Annotated in this window: 14 protein-coding genes and 1 pseudogene; 7 read left to right on the top strand and 8 right to left on the bottom strand. The window is 64.8% G+C overall.

Translation table 11 applies throughout. The features are described 5' to 3' along the window. Positions 1-7: 7 nt before the first annotated feature. The 3 genes from trhO to G7026_RS04845 form a co-directional block, all read right to left on the bottom strand. A complete protein-coding gene (trhO, locus tag G7026_RS04855; RefSeq protein ID WP_181069626.1) occupies positions 8-952 on the bottom strand; it encodes an oxygen-dependent tRNA uridine(34) hydroxylase TrhO in 945 nt (314 codons plus the stop codon). A gap of 173 nt (positions 953-1,125) precedes the next feature. Next, the gene (locus G7026_RS04850) at positions 1,126-1,437 is read right to left on the bottom strand and encodes a BolA family protein (protein ID WP_181069625.1); all 312 of its coding nucleotides are present in this window, start codon (positions 1,435-1,437) and stop codon (positions 1,126-1,128) included. 13 nt (positions 1,438-1,450) lie between these two features. Further along, positions 1,451-1,951: a DUF2059 domain-containing protein gene (locus G7026_RS04845; RefSeq protein ID WP_181069624.1), complete on the bottom strand. Its 501-nt coding sequence runs from the start codon at positions 1,949-1,951 to the stop codon at positions 1,451-1,453. 177 nt (positions 1,952-2,128) lie between these two features. Between G7026_RS04845 and G7026_RS04840 the strand changes: the two genes are divergently transcribed. Next, positions 2,129-3,523 carry a class II fumarate hydratase gene (locus G7026_RS04840; protein WP_181069623.1) on the top strand — a complete coding sequence of 465 codons (1,395 nt, stop codon included), beginning with the start codon at positions 2,129-2,131 and terminating at the stop codon, positions 3,521-3,523. A gap of 25 nt (positions 3,524-3,548) precedes the next feature. Here the strand turns inward: G7026_RS04840 and G7026_RS04835 are convergent, their stop codons facing one another. From G7026_RS04835 to pap, 3 genes are all read right to left on the bottom strand, one after another. Further along, entirely contained in the window at positions 3,549-4,508 is a 960-nt protein-coding gene (locus G7026_RS04835; RefSeq protein WP_181069622.1) for a DMT family transporter, read from the bottom strand. A gap of 174 nt (positions 4,509-4,682) precedes the next feature. Next, positions 4,683-5,867 (bottom strand): thiolase family protein, encoded by a 1,185-nt coding sequence (locus G7026_RS04830; protein WP_181069621.1) that lies wholly within the window; start codon positions 5,865-5,867, stop codon positions 4,683-4,685. A 108-nt stretch (positions 5,868-5,975) separates the two neighbouring features. Continuing rightward, on the bottom strand, positions 5,976-7,457 hold the full coding sequence (gene pap, locus G7026_RS04825) for a polyphosphate:AMP phosphotransferase (protein ID WP_181069620.1): 1,482 nt from the start codon (positions 7,455-7,457) through the stop codon (positions 5,976-5,978). A gap of 79 nt (positions 7,458-7,536) precedes the next feature. Here pap and mnmC point away from each other — a divergent pair, with 79 nt between their 5' ends. Both mnmC and G7026_RS04815 read left to right on the top strand, forming a co-directional pair. Then, positions 7,537-9,510, top strand: coding sequence for a bifunctional tRNA (5-methylaminomethyl-2-thiouridine)(34)-methyltransferase MnmD/FAD-dependent 5-carboxymethylaminomethyl-2-thiouridine(34) oxidoreductase MnmC (gene mnmC / locus G7026_RS04820; RefSeq protein ID WP_181069619.1), 1,974 nt, complete (start codon positions 7,537-7,539; stop codon positions 9,508-9,510). Positions 9,511-9,723: 213 nt separating this feature from the next. Continuing rightward, complete coding sequence (locus G7026_RS04815; RefSeq protein WP_181069618.1) at positions 9,724-10,476, top strand: sulfite exporter TauE/SafE family protein; 753 nt, start codon at positions 9,724-9,726, stop codon at positions 10,474-10,476. A gap of 71 nt (positions 10,477-10,547) precedes the next feature. Here G7026_RS04815 and G7026_RS04810 read toward each other — a convergent pair. After that, positions 10,548-10,733, bottom strand: a pseudogene (locus G7026_RS04810) (DUF1127 domain-containing protein); the annotation flags it as partial. A 95-nt stretch (positions 10,734-10,828) separates the two neighbouring features. Here G7026_RS04810 and G7026_RS04805 point away from each other — a divergent pair. Then, a complete protein-coding gene (locus tag G7026_RS04805) occupies positions 10,829-11,680 on the top strand; it encodes a LysR family transcriptional regulator (protein ID WP_181069616.1) in 852 nt (283 codons plus the stop codon). Here G7026_RS04805 and G7026_RS04800 read toward each other — a convergent pair. Then, positions 11,677-12,147: a MarR family winged helix-turn-helix transcriptional regulator gene (locus G7026_RS04800; RefSeq protein WP_181069615.1), complete on the bottom strand. Its 471-nt coding sequence runs from the start codon at positions 12,145-12,147 to the stop codon at positions 11,677-11,679. The genes G7026_RS04805 and G7026_RS04800 overlap by 4 nt on opposite strands. Positions 12,148-12,286: 139 nt before the next feature. On the opposite strand from G7026_RS04800, the gene G7026_RS04795 reads away from it, so the two are divergent. The 3 genes from G7026_RS04795 (at position 12,287) to G7026_RS04785 (ending at position 17,123) form a co-directional block, all read left to right on the top strand. Beyond that, positions 12,287-14,059, top strand: coding sequence for an N-acetylglutaminylglutamine amidotransferase (locus G7026_RS04795; RefSeq protein ID WP_181069614.1), 1,773 nt, complete (start codon positions 12,287-12,289; stop codon positions 14,057-14,059). 11 nt (positions 14,060-14,070) lie between these two features. After that, a complete protein-coding gene (gene ngg / locus G7026_RS04790; protein WP_181069613.1) occupies positions 14,071-15,813 on the top strand; it encodes an N-acetylglutaminylglutamine synthetase in 1,743 nt (580 codons plus the stop codon). A gap of 113 nt (positions 15,814-15,926) precedes the next feature. Further along, on the top strand, positions 15,927-17,123 hold the full coding sequence (locus G7026_RS04785) for an osmoprotectant NAGGN system M42 family peptidase (protein WP_181069612.1): 1,197 nt from the start codon (positions 15,927-15,929) through the stop codon (positions 17,121-17,123). Positions 17,124-17,201 lie beyond the last annotated feature (78 nt).

Here is a 17,201-nt window from a genome sequence, read left to right as displayed (position 1 = left end):
TTCAGCTTTAGGCCTGACGCGGCCCGACCTCACGCGGATCGCGGCCGATCGGATGAGGCTGGTTGCGTTGGCGGGCCAGTTCGATCTGCTTCTGCCGTTCGCGGGCGCTGGCGCGAGTCTTCTCGCTCAAACTGTCCCAGCAATGCGGGCAGCTGATGCCTGGCGCGTAGTGCTCGGACTGGCGATCCTCCACCGAAATCGGGGTGCGACAGGCGTGGCACTGATCGTAGTCGCCTTCGGAGAGGTCATGGCGCACCGTTACCCGGTTGTCGAACACAAAACAGTCCCCGCGCCAGCGCGTTTCGGCTTCAGGCACCTGTTCCAGGTATTTGAGGATGCCGCCCTTGAGGTGATAGACCTCTTCGAAGCCCTCACCGAGCATGAAGCTGGAGGCTTTTTCGCAGCGAATCCCACCGGTGCAGAACATCGCGACCTTCTTGTGCCGGGACGGGTCGTAGTGCTTGCGCACGTACTCCGGAAATTCGCGAAAGGATTTGGTCTTCGGATCGATGGCGCCCTCGAAGGTACCGATCGCCACTTCATAGTCGTTGCGGGTATCGATCAGCAGCACCTCCGGGTCGGAGATCAGCGCGTTCCAGTCCTGCGGCTCGACATAGGTGCCGACACGCTGATTGGGATCCACGCCCGGCACGCCGAGGGTGACGATCTCCTTCTTCAGCTTGACCTTGGTCCGGTAGAACGGCTGAGCGTCGCAATAGGACTCTTTATGATCGACATCGGCCAGGCGAGGGTCGCGCCTGAACCAGTCGAGCAGCGCGTCGATCGCGGCGCGAGTGCCCGACACGGTGCCGTTGATGCCTTCTTCGGCCAGCAGCAGCGTGCCTTTGATGTCGTTGTCCAGGAGGGTTTGCAGCAGGGGTTCGCGCAGCGCAACGTAGTCCGGCAGGGAGACGAACTTGTACAGCGCCGCCACGACAATGGTATCGCGCATGGGGCTTCCTCAGTGGTCGCCCTCGCAAAGGGCGGACCGGGTTCAACGGGTGCCGACTCTGGCCGGCGGGTGGCGCAGTCTAGCAAAAGCACCAGGCGCAGTCCTGCGCCTCGATTGCCGCGCACTGGCTGGCGCGGCGCTGGGAATCGCACCGGATTGCCCGGTGCGCCGCCTCAGTGGGCCAGGTCGTGCTTGCTGCCGCCGCGGCAGGTGGGCGAATCGGGCGCCGCGCCCTGCTGCTGCCATTCGGAAGGCGTGTAGGTGTGCAAGGCCAGCGCATGGACCTGCCCCATCAGATCGCCCAGGGTGGCGTAGATCTTCTGGTGGCGCTTGACCGCGTTCAGTCCGTCGAACACCGGGCTCACCAATACGACCTTATAGTGGGTTTCCAGGCCACGGCTATGCATGTGGCTTTCATCGAGCACGTCCAGGTGCTGCGGTTCGATGGCCTGCAGGGCGGCTACGATCTGGTCGCGCTTCGACATGGCAATGCCTCCGTCAGGGCTTTTTCGGTTGAAGTTCGGCAGTCATGTCTTCGAGCAGCTTGTTCACCGGCGGAACGGCTGATTCCAGCTTGACCTGGGTCAGCTGCGCCGAGCGGGCGTTGAGCTCTGGCAGACGCGCCATCATCTTCTTGCCGATCGGCGACTCGTAGAAGGCGATCAGCTCCTTGAGCTCCTGCTCGGTGAAGGTGCTGGTGTAGAGCTCGACGATCTCGGGCTTGAGCTTGGGCCAGCCGATGGCCTTGTCCAGCTCGGCATCGGCCTTGGCGACGTAGCGCTCCAGCGTGGCCTGCTTGTCGGCCGGCGCCTCGATCTGGGCGAAGCGCTGGGCGAACATCTGTTGCACCTGGCCATACACCGGCACGGCGAGCTTGTCCGCTTGGACCATCTGCAGGAAGCGTTCGGCATCGGCCTGGTGGCTGCGGGCGTCGGCGTGGGCCTGAAGGCTGCCGAAGCTCAGCAGCGAGGCGGTTATGAGGGTGAGCAGTCGGGACATGCGGTTTCCTTCGGTTCTGGCAGGGGTAGCCCAAGGCGGGTCACTCTACGCCCTCGCCCGACAGGCCTCAAGGCGGGGTGCGGCGAGTGCCGGTAGGGCTCATCCCAACCGGGCCTAGGGGAACCGCTCGGTCACATACCGGCCTAAACTGCCATATCCAACCGGGAGCTTAGGTCCATGACACGTACCGAAACCGATAGCCTGGGACCCGTCGAAGTCCCGGAAAACGCTTATTGGGGCGCGCAGACACAGCGTTCGCTGGTCAACTTCGAAATCGGCGATCAGCGGATGCCGATCCAGGTGCTGCACGCGCTTGCGCTGATCAAGAAAGCCGCCGCGCGGGTCAATGACCGCATCGGCGAACTGCCGCCAGACATTGCCCGCCTGATCGAACAGGCCGCCGACGAAGTGCTCGCCGGGCAACACGACGAGCAGTTCCCGCTGGTCGTCTGGCAGACCGGCAGCGGCACCCAAAGCAACATGAACGTCAACGAGGTCATCGCCGGGCGTGCCAATGAGCTGGCCGGGAACGTGCGCGGCGGCAAGAGCCCGGTGCACCCGAACGACCACGTCAACCGGGCCCAGAGCTCCAACGATTGCTTCCCGACGGCCATGCACATCGCCACCGCCAAAGCCGTGCACGAGCAGCTGCTGCCGGCCATCGCCGAGCTGTCCGGCGGCCTGGCCGAGCAGGCGGCACGTCACAGCCGGCTGGTGAAGACCGGACGCACCCACATGATGGACGCCACCCCGGTGACCTTCGGCCAGGAGCTGTCGGCCTTCGTCGCTCAGCTCGACATTGCCGAGCGGGCCATCCGTAACGCGCTGCCGGCGGTATATGAACTGGCCCAGGGCGGCACCGCGGTAGGCACCGGCCTCAACTCGCCGCATGGCTTCTCCGAAGCCATCGCTGCCGAACTCGCGGCCCTGTCGGGACTGCCCTTCGTCTCGGCGCCAAACAAGTTCGCCGCACTGTCGGGCCATGAGCCGCTGGTCGCGCTTTCCGGTGCCCTGAAGACCCTCGCCGTGGCGCTAATGAAGCTCGCCAACGACTTGCGCCTGCTTGGTTCCGGCCCGCGTGCCGGGTTTGCCGAGGTGAAGCTGCCGGCCAACGAACCGGGCAGCTCGATCATGCCGGGCAAGGTCAACCCGACCCAATCCGAAGCGCTGTCGATGCTCGCCTGTCAGGTGATGGGTAACGACACGACTGTCGGCTTTGCAGCCAGTCAGGGCCACTTGCAGCTGAACGTGTTCAAGCCGGTGATCATTCATAACGTGCTGCAATCGATTCGCCTGCTGGCCGACGGTTGCCGCAACTTCAACACCCACTGCGTGATCGGCATGGAGCCGGACGCCGAGCGGATGGCCGAGCACCTGGAGCGTGGGCTGATGCTGGTCACCGCGCTGAATCCCCATATCGGCTACGACAAGGCGGCTGAAATCGCCAAGAAGGCGTATGGGGAAGGCAAGACTCTGCGTGAGGCGGCGCTAGCGCTTGGCCACCTGACCGACGAGCAGTTCGATCAGTGGGTGCGCCCTGAAACCATGCTCGAGCCCGGCAAGGGCGCCTGAGCGCCCGAGCGGGCACCCTGCCCGCTCAGCCCACCAGTGGCGTGGCCTTGCGCGCGCGCCAGCTGGCCAGCAACGACGGCCCGAGCGCAGTGATGGCCGAGCCGGCCATCACCAGAAAGGCACCCAGGTAGCCGACCCAGTTGATCTCTTCGGGCTGCACGTAGCTCGGCCATAGCAGCGACGCAACGGCTACCGCGCCGAAGGTGAACAATGGCTGCACCGCCAGGGTCGCGCTGACCTTCGACGCCTCCCAGTGCGCGAGGGCTTCGGCGAACGCGCCATACCCGACCAGCGTGTTCAGGCAACAGGCCGCCAGCAACCAGCCCTGCAAGGGACTCAGCTCCAGCAGTTGCAGCGGATGCGCCCAGAATGTCAGCAGCGCGGTGCAGGACAGGTAGATCACCATCATCACCTGCACCGAATTCCAGGCCGTCAGCAGCTGCTTCTGGGCCAGGCCGTAAAAAGCCCAGCAGGCGGCCGCCGCCAGTACGGTCAGCACCCCGAGCGTGTAAGCGCCAAGCGAGGAGAAGAGCTCGATCAAACGCTCATTGAAGAACAGCGCGAAGCCGGCCAGCAGCACCAGCAACCCCAGCCCCTGACCGAGGCTGAAACGTTCCTTGAAGATTACCAGGCTGCTGAGCAGCAGCAGGATCGGTGCCACCTGGAGCACCAGTTGCGTGGTACCTGGCGTCAGTAGGTTGAGGCCCATCAGGTAGAGCACGTAGTTGGTGGTCAGGCCGCAGACGGCCAGCAGCACAAGGGCCAGGCCGTTGCGGCCGAGCGGCCGGAACGAGGGCAGCCGCCGTGTCGCGGCAAGGAAGGCCAGCAGGACGCTGCCGGCGACCAGCAAGCGATACCAAGTTACGGTCACCGGATCCATCACCTGCAAGACCTGCTTGAGCTTGACCGGGAGAACGCCCCAGAGAAAGGCGGTGAGCAGTGCGAGGGAAAAACCGTAGAGCCAGCGCCCCGAAGAGATATGCATATGGGCCTCGATACCGGGGCGCCGGGAGCGACGCCGCATGGACCTGGCATTCTAGAGCGGATACCGGTGCGGCACAGGCACAGTTGCGACCTTTTGCATCCGATACTGTACGGCTCGCCTGGCCGCAGATGAAGAAAACCCGCGCCAGGCGCGGGTTCCCAACAGCGGTAAAACTCAGCGCACCGCTTCGAACAGACCCGAGGCGCCCATGCCGCCGCCGACGCACATGGTCACCACGCCGTATCGCAGATTCCGCCGCTGAAGCTCACGTACCAAGTGGCCCGTGGTGCGCGACCCGGTCATGCCGAACGGATGGCCGATGGAGATCGAGCCACCATTGACGTTGTACTTCTCGTTGTCGATCCCGAGCGTATCTCGGCAGTACAGGCATTGCGACGCGAAGGCCTCGTTGAGCTCCCAGAGGTCGATATCGTCGATATTCAGGCCCTTGGCCTTGAGCAGCCGCGGCACCGAGAACACCGGCCCGATTCCCATCTCGTCGGGTTCACAGCCGGCCACGGTGAACCCGCGGAAGAAGGCGCGCGGTTTGAGACCGAGCTCGAGGGCCTTGTCCAGGCTCATCACCAAGGTCATCGAAGCGCCATCGGAGAGCTGCGAGGCGTTGCCGGCCGTCACCGAGCCGTCTTCGGCGAACACCGGCTTGAGGCCGGCCAGGCTTTCGTAGGTGGTGTCCGGGCGGTTGCAGTCGTCACGGTCTACCACGCCTTCGAGAATCTTCTTCTCCCCGGTGGCCTTGTCCTCGACCACGTACCGGACGCTCATCGGCACGATTTCGTCGTCGAACAACCCTTCGGCCTGGGCACGCGCCGTGCGCTGCTGGCTCTGCAGCGCGAAACGGTCCTGCTGCTCGCGAGTGACGTTGTAACGCCGGGCGACCGCCTCGGCCGTCTGTCCCATGGTGTGATAGAGGCCAGGCGCGCGCTCCTGCAGGATCGGATTGACCAGGTTTTCGGTGTTACGGCTCTTGGCCGTCAGGGTGATGGACTCGACGCCGCCAGCGATGATGATGTCGCTGCAACCGGAGGCGATCTGGTTCGCGGCGATGGCGATCGTCTGCAAACCGGACGAGCAGAAGCGGTTCAACGTCATGCCGGCGGTCTGAATCCCCAGGCCCGACAGCACCGCCACGTTGCGCCCGATGTTGTGGCCCTGCGCGCCTTCGTTGGAGCCGGCACCGACGATGCAGTCCTCCACCAGCGCCGGATCGAGATCATTGCGCGCCAGCAGGGCGTCGACGCAATGGGCCGCCATGTCATCGGGACGGGTCATGTTGAATTTGCCGCGAAAGGACTTGGCCAGGCCGGTCCGAACGCTGTCGACGATTACCACTTCGCGCATGGCACACCTCGGAGTTCTTGTTAGGAGTGATGATCAGCATAAGCGCGTGCTCGCCGGGCGGGCGATGACCATTCAAGCCATATATGAATGGCCATCGGGAGCCACGACTCAGTCGAGAGCCCGCTCGAGCGCTTCGTTCAGCGTGCGCAGCACCTTGATCCGGGCGAATCGCTTGTCATTGGCTTCAACCATCGTCCAGGGCGCGATTTCGGTACTGGTACGGTCGACCATGTCGCTGACGGCCAGGTTGTAATCGCCCAGCTTCTCGCGATTGCGCCAGTCCTCCTCGGTGATCTTGAAGCGTTTGATCGGGTTCTCTTCACGGGCCTGAAAGCGGGCCAGCTGCTCGTCCGGATCGACCGACAGCCAAAACTTCACCACGACGATGCCCGCCTCGACCAGCTGCTCTTCGAAATCATTGATCTCGTCGTAGGCACGCAGCCAGTCGGCAGGCGAGCAGAAACCCTCGACCCGCTCGACCAGCACGCGCCCGTACCAGGAACGATCGAAAATGGTGAAATTGCCGCGCTCCGGAACGTTGCGCCAGAAGCGCCACAGCCAGGGTTGCGCGCGTTCGTCCTCACTGGGCGCCGATACCGGAACGATCCGATACATGCGTGGATCGAGCGCTCCGGTGATCCGTCGTATCGCCCCGCCCTTGCCCGCCGCATCGTGACCTTCGAAGACCGCCACCACCGCGCGTTCCCGCAGCCGGGGCTCGCGAAACAACCGGGAGAGCCGCGCCTGCTCCTCGATCAGTTGCTGCTTGTAAGCGACCTTGGAGAGCGATTGGCTCAGGTCCAGCCTGTCGAGCAGGGTCGGCCCTTCAAAGGCGGCCACCATCGGCGCGGCATGCGGCGGCTGGCTCGCGCGCCGGTTGTCGGCCAAGGCCGCCTGCAGGCCCTCGAGCAGGATCCGCCCGACCGTTAGGCTGCGATAGCGCTCGTCGGAGCCGTCGATGACGTACCAGGGTGCGTATTCGCGGCTGCTGCGGCGCAGCACGTGCTCACCGTGGCGAACGAACTTGTCGTAGGTTTTCGATTGCTGCCAGTCCAGCGGGCTGATCCGCCAGCTGTGCAGCGGATCGGCCTCGAGGGTTTCCAGCCGCGCCTTCATCTGCTGCTTGGAAAGATGGAACCAGAGCTTGAAGATCAATGTGCCTTCGTCGCAGAGCATGCGTTCCATGCGCTCGGCACGCCCCAGCGCTAGCTCCAGCTCGCTGTCCTTGATCTTGCCGTGGACGCGGTCCTGTAGCATCTGGCTGTACCAGTTGCCGAAGAACACCCCCATGCGTCCCTTGGGCGGCAGTTTGCGCCAGTAACGCCAGCTGGGTGGATGGGCCAGCTCCTCGTCGCTGCGCACATCGAAACTGTCGACCCGGATCAGGCGCGGATCCATCCACTCGCTGAGCAGCTTCACCGTCTCGCCCTTGCCGGCACCCTCGATGCCGTTGATGAGAATAAGCACGGGGAAGCGCGCCTGCTCCTTGAGCTGGTACTGCGCTTCCAGCAGCGCCTCGCGTAGCGCCGGTACTTCGGCGTCGTAGGTTGCCTTGTCGATCGTGTGACCGACCTCCGCGGATTCGAACATCTGACTCTCCCAACGGCTTCGTGCCCATCCGGCGCGAATGACTCTAGAATTGCAGCCCCCCACGAGGATGCCATTACCTATGTCCGACCGCCCCGCCTCTCCCGGATTCCAGCACGCCGAGCTCGAATGGGACGAAAACGGCGTACCGCAGTCGCGCCAGTATGGGGATGTGTACTTTTCCCGCAGCTGCGGAGTGGACGAAACGCGGCACGTGTTCCTCGAGCCCAACGCCCTGGCGCAGCGCTTCGCCGCACTCGCGCCCGGGCGCTCGCTGGTGATCGGCGAGACCGGTTTCGGTACCGGGCTGAACTTCCTCTGCGCCTGGCAGCTGTTCGAGCGTACCGCGCCGGCCGATGCGCGCCTGCACTTCATCAGTGTCGAAAAACATCCGCTGACCCGCGACGATCTCAGCCGGGCCCTGAGCCTGTGGCCGGATCTGGCGCCCTATTCGGGCGCCTTGATCGAGCAGTACGTGGCGATACACCCCGGCTTTCAGCAATTCACCCTCGAGGGCGGCCGGGTCACCCTGACGCTGCTGGTGGGCGACGCCACCGAATGCCTGGCGCGCCTGCATGCGCGCGTCGACGCCTGGTTCCTCGATGGCTTCGCGCCGGCGAAGAACCCGCAGATGTGGCAGCCGCCGCTGTTCGCCGAACTGGCGCGGCTGTCCTCCCCGGAGACGACGCTCGCCACCTTCACCAGTGCTGGCGTGGTGCGGCGCGCGCTGGTGGAGGCGGGTTTCGCCGTGCGACGCGTGCCGGGCTTCGGCACGAAATGGGAGATGCTCAGCGGGCGATTCGTGGACACGTCGCGTGTGGCTTTCCCTCCCTGGTACGCGCGGCCCGATCCCCATCAGGGCGCGCGCAAGGCCCTGGTGATCGGCGCCGGGCTGGCGGGCTGCGCGAGCGCGGCCAGCCTGGCGGCGCGCGGTTGGCAGGTGACGCTACTGGAGCGGCACGCGGCGGTGGCCAGAGAAGGTTCGGGCAATCCCCAGGGCGTGCTCTATCTGAAACTGTCGGCACATGGCACTGCGCTGTCCCAGTTGATCGTCAGTGGGTTCGGCTACACCCGGCGTCTGCTCGAACGGCTGACGCGAGGGCTGGAGTGGGATGATTGCGGCGTCCTGCAGCTGGCGTTCGATGAGAAAGAGCGCACGCGCCAGGCCAAGCTCGCCACCGCCTTCCCCGGTCTGTTGCAACCGCTGGATCGCACGCAAGCCGAAGCGCTAAGTGGGCTCGACCTTCCCTGTGGCGGGCTGTACTACCCCAGCGCTGGCTGGGTGCACCCACCGGCACTGGCGCGCCAGCTGGCGAATCACCCTTCCATCGAATTGCTCACCCACTGCGAAGCCTTGCAGCTGCAACGTCACGGCGACCTCTGGCAGGCGCGTGTAGGCGACCGGTTGCTCGCCGAGGCACCGGTGGTGGTGCTGGCCGGCGCGGCAGACGTGGCGCGTTTCGAGCAGAGTGCCTGGGTGCCGCTAAAGCGCATCCGTGGGCAGATCACTCGCCTGCCCGTCACCGAGCGCAGCGCAGCGCTACGGACCGTACTCTGCGGCGAGGGCTATATCGCTCCGGCCTGGAGAGACGAGCACACCCTCGGTGCCAGCTTCGACTTCCAGCAGACGGGCCTCGAGCCCAGCGACGCCGAGCACCGCTCCAATCTGGACATGCTGGCGGCGATCTCGCCCGACCTTTATCAGCGCCTGCAGCTGGACGAGCGACCGCTCGCCGGGCTCGAAGGGCGCGTCGCCTTTCGCTGCACCAGCCCCGATTATCTGCCGATCATCGGGCCTCTGGCAGAGGCCGAAGGCTTCGCCGAAACCTATGCGGTACTGCGCAAGGATGCCCGGCAGATACCCGAGGCCGCTTGCCCCTGGCACAAGGGTCTTTTCGTCAATACCGCGCACGGCTCGCGCGGTCTGATCACCGCGCCCCTTTCAGGCGAACTGTTGGCGGCCTGGATCGATGGTGATCCGCTGCCGCTTCCGCGCGAAGTGGCCGAGGCCTGCCACCCCAACCGCTTCCTTCTGCGCAAGGCGATCAGAGGCTGAGCGCCCCGCGCAGTGGCGGCCACAGAACAGAAACCGCCGTGGATACGAACATTCCAGTCTCAGCGGCCTCCATAATGTCCAACCGGTACGGATCCTCGCTGCCCAACGCCAATCAAGGACGCCCATGAGCGAAGCGCTTCATCCCCTCGCCTCTCCCGCTGAAGGCGGCACGGACACTGGCCGAATCCTCCCCTGCCCATACGGTTCGATTTGATGGAGTTGCTGCTGATCGAGGCGCTCGGCATCGGCTTGGTCCTGGGCTTGCTGCTCGGCCTGACCGGCGCTGGCGGCTCGCTGGTCGCCCTGCCCCTGCTGCTCAGTTTGCAATTGCCGTTGCGCGACGCGATCGGCGTGAGCCTGGGCGCGGTGGCGATGTCCGCGTTGGTCGGCGCCATCCCGCGTGCGATTCAGGGCCAAGTGGCTTGGCGCCCGTTGATGCTGCTGGTGGTCTTCGGGCTGCCCGGCAATGCGTTGGGTCAATGGCTCGGGCGCTTCGTCCCGGAAAAGGCGCTGATCGTCGCGTTCTGTCTGCTGGTGCTCTGGTCGGCCCGCCGCATGTGGCGTGGCGCCAGCCTGCCGGCACGGGTCGTCGAGCACGAACGCACTGGCTCACTGGTACTTATCGGCCTGGGCGTGGGTGTGCTGTCCGGCCTGATGGGGGTCGGTGGCGGCTTTCTCATCGTGCCGGCCTTGCTCTGGTTCACCCCGCTGCCGCTGCTCAGCGCCATGGCGACCTCGATGGGTGTGATCGCGCTGGTCAGCGGCGGTGGCTTCCTGATCTACCTCAGCGGGGCGCATCCGCCGGCGTTGCTGCTTGGCGGCCTGGCTGCCGGAGGCGCCTGTGGCGTACTCACCGGTAACCGACTGGCCCAGCGCTTGAACAGCGGCATCCTGCAGCGCCTGTTCGCGCTGATGCTGGTGGCGGTGAGCCTGTCACTGGGCATCCAGAAGCTGCTGCCGGGTTAGCGGCCGTGTAGCGCCTGGCGGCTGTCATCGAAGCAGCGGCCGGCTTTTTCCGAGCGCGGCGGCGAGCCGAATGGGTCGTCCCAGAAAGGCCGCTCGCTTTCGGCAACGACGTCGGCCCGGCTCAGGCCCAGATCCTTCAGCGCGGCGTCATCCAGCGCAGCGAGCCGTTGGCGTTGGTCATGCAGTTGCCACCAGCGGACCAGCTGCAGACGCAGCACTGACCACCCGCTACGCGAAACACCCTTGTCGTTTTTCATCTGTCCATCCTCCTGTGGGATGGAAGAAGTGTCGGCCTCGGATTAATATCAATCCAACGAATCTTCGTGATCCAACTCATCTGAGAGATTGATGCATGGCGACCTACCCGAGTATCGACACCGAACTGCTGCGCAGCTTCGTCGCCATCGCCGACCACGGCGGTTTCACTCGCGCCGCCGAGGCGGTCAATCGAACCCAATCAGCCATCAGCATGCAGATGAAACGGCTCGAGCAGGACGTGCTGCAGCGTGACCTCTTCGAGCGCGACGGTCGCGGCGTGCGGCTCACAGCCGAAGGCCAAGTGCTGCTGGGCTACGCGCGGCGCATCCTGAAGCTGCATGGCGAGGTGATCAACACGTTGCGCGAGCCGCACATGGTCGGCTCCGTGCGCATCGGTACGCCGGACGATTACGTGATGCGTTTTCTGCCGGGCATCCTTTCGCGTTTCGCCCAGAGCTTTCCGCTGGTTCAAGTGGAGGTGCATTGCGAGCCCTCGACCCTGCTGCTGCAACGCAAGGACCTGGACCTGACCATCGTCACCCGCGAGCCGGGCACCGAGATCGGCCAGCTGCTGCGCCAGGAACGTTTCGTATGGGCCGAGGCGCCGGGCTTCGAAGTGCATGAACAGCGGCCGCTACCGCTGGCGATGTTCAACTCGGACTGCTTCTGCCGCGCCTGGGCGTGCAATGCGCTGGACGCCCGGGAAATCGATTACCGGATGGCCTACACCAGCCCCAGCCTGGCGGCGATCGTCGCGGTGGTGAGCGCCGGCCTCGCGGTCACCGCCCAGCTGCAGAGCGTGATCCCGTCGCAGCTGCGCATTCTCGACGAGGCCCAGGGGCTGCCTCCGTTGCCCGGCTGCAGCATCGTGCTGCTGCGCAACGGCCAACAGTCGCAGATCAGCGAAACGCTGGCCGAACACATCGTCGAGGGGTTTCGCCTCTAGACCTGCTCGGCCAGCTCGGCCGAGTCGAACAGCTCGGCGGCGCGCAGCAGCGCCGCGAGAATCGAATGGCGCTCCCACTCGGGCAGCGCGGCGAAACGCTCCAGGACGTGCTCGGGCAACAGCGAAGGCGCGTCGCGCAAGGCGTCCCGCCCCGATTCATCCAGATGTAGCCACTGCTTGCGCCGGTCCTGCTCGTCACGCCGCCGGCTGATCAGCCCCCGCCCCTCCAGACGCTCGAGCACTCCCGACAGCGAGGCCTGCGACAGACTGACGAAACGCGCCAACTGACTGGCCGTGAGTTCCTTCTCCACCGCCAATACCTGCAGGATCAGTTGCTGCAACGGTGTCAGCCCGCCATAGCGCGACAGGCGCTTGGCGTGGACCTCAGCCGCCTGCTGCAAGCGACGCAAGGCCTGGAATATCGAAAGCGCATAGGCTTCCCGGGCTGATGATTTAGTTTCAGTCATAACATTCTGCTGAGCTACGGAGCGGCTATTCTTGCCAAAAACATACAACGAACTACTTTGACATGAAAGTGTCGATTTGGTTAGGTAAAAAAGTGCTGAACAAGCACGCCCACACCCCAACGGAGAACCGGTAAGGATTATGTGCGGAATAGCTGGAGAACTACGCTTCGATAACCAACCGGCCAGCCTGGCCGCCATCGAACGCATCACCCATCACCTGACCTCTCGCGGGCCCGACGCGTGCGGTTTCCATAGTCACGGGCCCCTCGCGCTGGGCCATCGTCGGCTGAAGATCATGGACTTGTGCGAGGCCTCCGGGCAGCCGATGGTCGACTCGGCGCTAGGTCTGTCGATGGTCTTCAATGGTGCGATCTACAACTACCCCGAGCTTCGCGCCGAACTCGAATCGCTCGGCTATCGCTTCTTCTCCGACGGCGACACCGAAGTACTGCTCAAGGGCTTCCACGCCTGGGGCGAAGCCCTGCTGCCGCGCCTGAACGGCATGTTCGTGTTCGCCATCTGGGAGCGCGACACGCAGCAGCTCTTCATCGCCCGCGACCGGCTTGGGGTCAAGCCGTTGTATCTGTCGCGTACCGACCAGCGCCTGCGCTTCGCCTCCAGCCTCCCCTCGCTCCTGCAGGGCGGCGACATCACGGCCGTGATCAACCCGGTCGCGCTGAACCACTACATGAGCTTCCACGCCGTGGTGCCGGCACCCGACACCCTGATCGCCGGTATCGAAAAGATGCCGCCGGCTAGCTGGATGCGCATCGACGCCCAAGGCAAGACCACCACCAAGACCTGGTGGACGCTGGAATTCGGCGCCAAGCCCGAAGAGCAGAACTACACTTTCGAAGATTGGAAGGATCGCGTCCTGACCACCATGCGCGAAGCGGTGGGCATCCGGCAGCGCGCCGCGGTGGACGTCGGCGTGCTGCTCTCCGGAGGCGTCGATTCGAGCCTGCTGGTCGGCCTGCTGCGTGAAGCGGGTGCGGCGGAAAACCTGCTGACCTTCTCCATCGGCTTCGAGGATGCGGGCGGCGAGCGCGGCGACGAGTTCAAGTATTCCGACATCATCGCCAACCAGTTCCAGACCCGTCATCACCAGCTGCGGATCCAGGAAAAGGAAATCCTCGAACAGCTTCCCGCCGCCTTCCGCGCGATGAGCGAGCCGATGGTCAGCCATGACTGCATCGCCTTCTACCTGCTCTCGCGCGAAGTGGCCAAGCATTGCAAGGTGGTGCAGAGCGGCCAGGGTGCCGACGAGCTGTTCGCCGGTTATCACTGGTATCCGCAGGTTGACGGGGCGCAGGACCCGGTGGCGGCGTACCTCGCGGCCTTCCGCGACCGCAGCTACGAGGAATACACCCAGACGGTCCAGAAGCAATGGGCCCAGGGCGATTTCTCCGGCGATTTCGTGCGCCGGCACTTCGCCCAGCCGGGCGCCGAGGCGGCTGTCGACAAGGCACTGCGCATCGACAGCACGGTGATGCTGGTCGACGACCCGGTCAAGCGTGTGGACAACATGACCATGGCCTGGGGCCTGGAGGCGCGCACGCCGTTCCTGGATTACCGGGTGGCAGAGCTCTCGGCGCGCATCCCCGCACAATACAAGCTGCCCGAAGGCGGCAAATACGTGCTCAAGGAAGCCGCTCGTCAGGTCATTCCCGCAGCGGTCATCGACCGGCCGAAGGGCTACTTCCCGGTGCCCGGGCTCAAGCACCTGCAGGGTGCCACCCTGGACTGGGTGCGCGAGCTGTTGCTGGATCCGAGCCAGGACCGCGGCCTGTACCAGCCGGAGATGCTCGATACCTTGCTGTCCGACCCCCATGGCCAGCTCACCCCGCTGCGCGGTTCAAAACTCTGGCAACTCGCGGCGGTCAACCTTTGGTTGACCGAACAGGGCCTCTAAGGAAGCGCACCATGCAGAAGTCTCAAGCTTATGGTCAGCGCCTGTTGCGCGGCCAGGCGCCAACCTACCAGAGGTTGCAGGCACGTTTTGCCGAAGACGGCCAGGCTCATCCCGACAGCCCGGTGATCCTTCACTGCGGCTGGGGGAGAATTCTCGTCGGCCATACGTACTCGGACCCGGCCATGATCGCCAACGACCTGCTCAACGAGCAGCAGGGCGACCGGGACATCGCGTTGTATGTGGCCGCGCCTCAGCAGGTACTGGCGCAGGCGCCTCAGCAGCTGTTCCTCGACCCCTCCGACACCTTGCGGCTGTGGTTCACCGACTATCGACCCGCCCAACGTCGTTTTAGAGGCTTCGCCATCCGCCGCACCCAATGCCAGAACGACTGGGATGCGATCAACTGCCTGTACCAGTCCCGTTCGATGATGCCGGTGGATCCGACGCGCTGCACCCCTTATGAAGAAGGGGGCCCGGTGTTCTGGGTAGCCGAGGACGAAGACACCGGACAGATCCTCGGCAGCGTGATGGGAATCAACCATCACAAGGCGTTCAACGACCCGGAAAACGGCTGCAGCCTCTGGTGCCTGGCCGTATCGCCGGACTGCCCGCGCCCGGGCGTGGGCGAAGCGCTCGTACGTCACCTGGTCGAACACTACATGGGGCGCGGCCTGGCCTACCTCGACCTGTCGGTGATGCATGACAACCTGCAGGCCAAGGCCCTCTACGCCAAGCTCGGCTTCCGGGACCTGCCGACCTTCACGGTCAAGCGCAAGAACAGCTTCAACCAACCGTTGTTCCTCGGCCCCGGCCCTGAAGCGGACCTCAACCCCTATGCCCGAATCATCGTCGACGAAGCCCGTCGCCGAGGCATCGAGGTGCATGTCGACGATGCCGAAGCGGGCATGTTCACCCTGACTCACGGCGGCCGGCGGGTTCGTTGTCGCGAATCGCTGTCGGACCTGACCAGCGCCGTCAGCATGACCCTCTGTCAGGACAAGCAGCTGACCCACCGCACGCTGGCACGCGCCGGGCTCCAATTGCCGGCCCAGCAACTGGCGGGGGCGGCGGCTGACAACGCCGCCTTCCTGGCGGAGCACGGCAGCGTGGTGGTCAAGCCGGTCGACGGCGAGCAAGGCCAGGGCGTCGCGGTGGATCTGCGCAGCGCTGAAGAAGTGGAAGTGGCGATTCGTCGGGCAGAGCAATTCGACAGCCGTGTGCTGCTGGAAAGCTTCCACGAGGGGCTGGATCTGCGCATCGTGGTCATCGGCTTTGAAGTGGTCGCCGCGGCTATCCGCCGTCCGGCCGAGGTCATCGGCGACGGCCATCACACCATTGGCGCGCTGATCGAGGCGCAAAGCCGTCGGCGAATGGCGGCCACCGGAGGTGAAAGTCGCATCCCGCTCGACGAGGAAACCCAGCGGTGCATTCGCACGGCGAATTACGACTTCGACAGCGTCCTGGCCGAGGGCGAACGGCTGGCCGTACGTCGCACAGCCAACCTGCATACGGGAGGCACGCTAGAGGACGTTACCGACATCCTGCACCCGACCCTGGTCGACGCCGCCGTCAAGGCGGCGCGTGCGCTGGATATCCCGGTAGTCGGGCTAGACTTGATGGTTGCGGCGGCCGACCAGCCCGAGTACGTCTTCATCGAAGCCAACGAGCGTGTCGGCTTGGCGAACCATCAACCGCAGCCGACCGCCGAGCGTTTCATCGATCTGCTGTTCCCGCTCAGCCATACCAACAGCTGACGCGGCCGCGCTGCACGACACCGCAAACGTCCGTTTGCGGTGTCGTGCATTGCGTCCATCATCCTCGCCAACTACCTCCCGACCCGGCACGTCAAGCCACACAAGGAGACTCCATGATTCCGAAACTGCCCGAACCCGATCTGAATTATCTGCAACGCGTTCTACTCGAGATGCTTGCCATTCCAAGCCCGACCGGTTTCACCGATACCATCGTGCGCTATGTGGCCGAGCGCCTGAAGGAACTGGGCATTCCCTTCGAGCTGACCCGTCGAGGCACCATCCGCGCCACGCTCAAGGGCCGTCGCTACAGCCCGGACCGCGCAGTCGCCGCCCACGTCGATACCATCGGGGCAATCGTTCGCGAGATCCAGGACACCGGTCGGCTGGGACTGGCCCCGGTGGGTTGCTGGTCGAGTCGCTTCGCCGAGGGCAGCCGCGTGAGCGTATTTACCGACCACGGCGTCATCCGCGGCAGCGTGCTGCCTCTGCTCGCTTCCGGCCATGCCTTCAACACGGCGGTCGATGAAATGCCCATCAGTTGGGATCATGTCGAGCTGCGCCTGGATGCGTTCACCTACAGCCGCGCGGAAACCGTTGCCCTGGGCGTGAACATCGGTGATTTCGTCGCCTTCGATCCAATGCCCGAATTCACTGAAAGTGGCTATATCAGCGCACGCCACCTGGACGACAAGGCCGGTGTCGCCGCACTGCTGGCGGCACTCAAGGCCGTGGTGGATAGCGGCCGCGAACCGCCCATCGACTGCCACCCGCTATTCACCATCACCGAGGAGACCGGCTCCGGCGCTGCCGGCGCCCTGCCCTGGGACGTCAGCGAATTCGTCGGCATCGACATCGCGCCCAGCGCCAAGGGCCAGCAGTCTACCGAGCATGCCGTCACGGTAGCGATGCAGGACTCGGGCGGCCCCTATGATTTCCATCTCTCCCGGCACCTGCTCAAGCTTGCCGGCCAACATGAGATCCCGGTGCGCCGCGACCTGTTCCGCTATTACCACAGTGACGCGCAGTCCGCGGTCGAAGCGGGCCATGACATCCGCACCGCCCTGATCGCCTTCGGCTGCGACGCGACCCACGGTTACGAGCGCACTCACATCGACAGCCTCGCAGCGATGACCCAGCTGATCAGCGCCTACCTGCTCAGCCCGCCGGTATTCGCCAGCGACGCCCATGCCGGCAAGGACTCGCTCGAACGCTTCAGCCATCAGCTCGAACATGAAGCGCAAATGGAGAACGACACCCGTGTGCCGGCGGTCGAAACCCTGGTCGGCAGGTCCGACGACCCCGACCGTTAAGGCCGCATACGTGACTAGGCACTAGGTTCGGGCCAGCAAGCGTTGCCGCAGAGCACACATAGAGGCAAAGTGTCGCGA

The organism is Stutzerimonas azotifigens (assembly GCF_013522725.1).
Classification (GTDB): Bacteria; Pseudomonadota; Gammaproteobacteria; order Pseudomonadales; family Pseudomonadaceae; genus Stutzerimonas; species Stutzerimonas azotifigens_A.
This window is presented reverse-complemented; position numbering and strand designations above follow the sequence as displayed.

Excerpts from the sequence above, each read along its gene's own strand:
- G7026_RS04845 (WP_181069624.1), bottom strand. The coding sequence starts at position 1,951 with ATGTCCCGACTGCTCACCCTCATAACCGCCTCGCTGCTGAGCTTCGGC.
- pap (WP_181069620.1), bottom strand. The coding sequence starts at position 7,457 with ATGTTCGAATCCGCGGAGGTCGGTCACACGATCGACAAGGCAACCTAC.
- G7026_RS04785 (WP_181069612.1), top strand. The coding sequence starts at position 15,927 with ATGATTCCGAAACTGCCCGAACCCGATCTGAATTATCTGCAACGCGTT.
- trhO (WP_181069626.1), bottom strand. The coding sequence starts at position 952 with ATGCGCGATACCATTGTCGTGGCGGCGCTGTACAAGTTCGTCTCCCTG.
- G7026_RS04830 (WP_181069621.1), bottom strand. The coding sequence starts at position 5,867 with ATGCGCGAAGTGGTAATCGTCGACAGCGTTCGGACCGGCCTGGCCAAG.
- G7026_RS04850 (WP_181069625.1), bottom strand. The coding sequence starts at position 1,437 with ATGTCGAAGCGCGACCAGATCGTAGCCGCCCTGCAGGCCATCGAACCG.
- G7026_RS04815 (WP_181069618.1), top strand. The coding sequence starts at position 9,724 with ATGGAGTTGCTGCTGATCGAGGCGCTCGGCATCGGCTTGGTCCTGGGC.
- G7026_RS04840 (WP_181069623.1), top strand. The coding sequence starts at position 2,129 with ATGACACGTACCGAAACCGATAGCCTGGGACCCGTCGAAGTCCCGGAA.
- ngg (WP_181069613.1), top strand. The coding sequence starts at position 14,071 with ATGCAGAAGTCTCAAGCTTATGGTCAGCGCCTGTTGCGCGGCCAGGCG.
- mnmC (WP_181069619.1), top strand. The coding sequence starts at position 7,537 with ATGTCCGACCGCCCCGCCTCTCCCGGATTCCAGCACGCCGAGCTCGAA.
- G7026_RS04800 (WP_181069615.1), bottom strand. The coding sequence starts at position 12,147 with ATGACTGAAACTAAATCATCAGCCCGGGAAGCCTATGCGCTTTCGATA.
- G7026_RS04835 (WP_181069622.1), bottom strand. The coding sequence starts at position 4,508 with ATGCATATCTCTTCGGGGCGCTGGCTCTACGGTTTTTCCCTCGCACTG.
- G7026_RS04805 (WP_181069616.1), top strand. The coding sequence starts at position 10,829 with ATGGCGACCTACCCGAGTATCGACACCGAACTGCTGCGCAGCTTCGTC.
- G7026_RS04795 (WP_181069614.1), top strand. The coding sequence starts at position 12,287 with ATGTGCGGAATAGCTGGAGAACTACGCTTCGATAACCAACCGGCCAGC.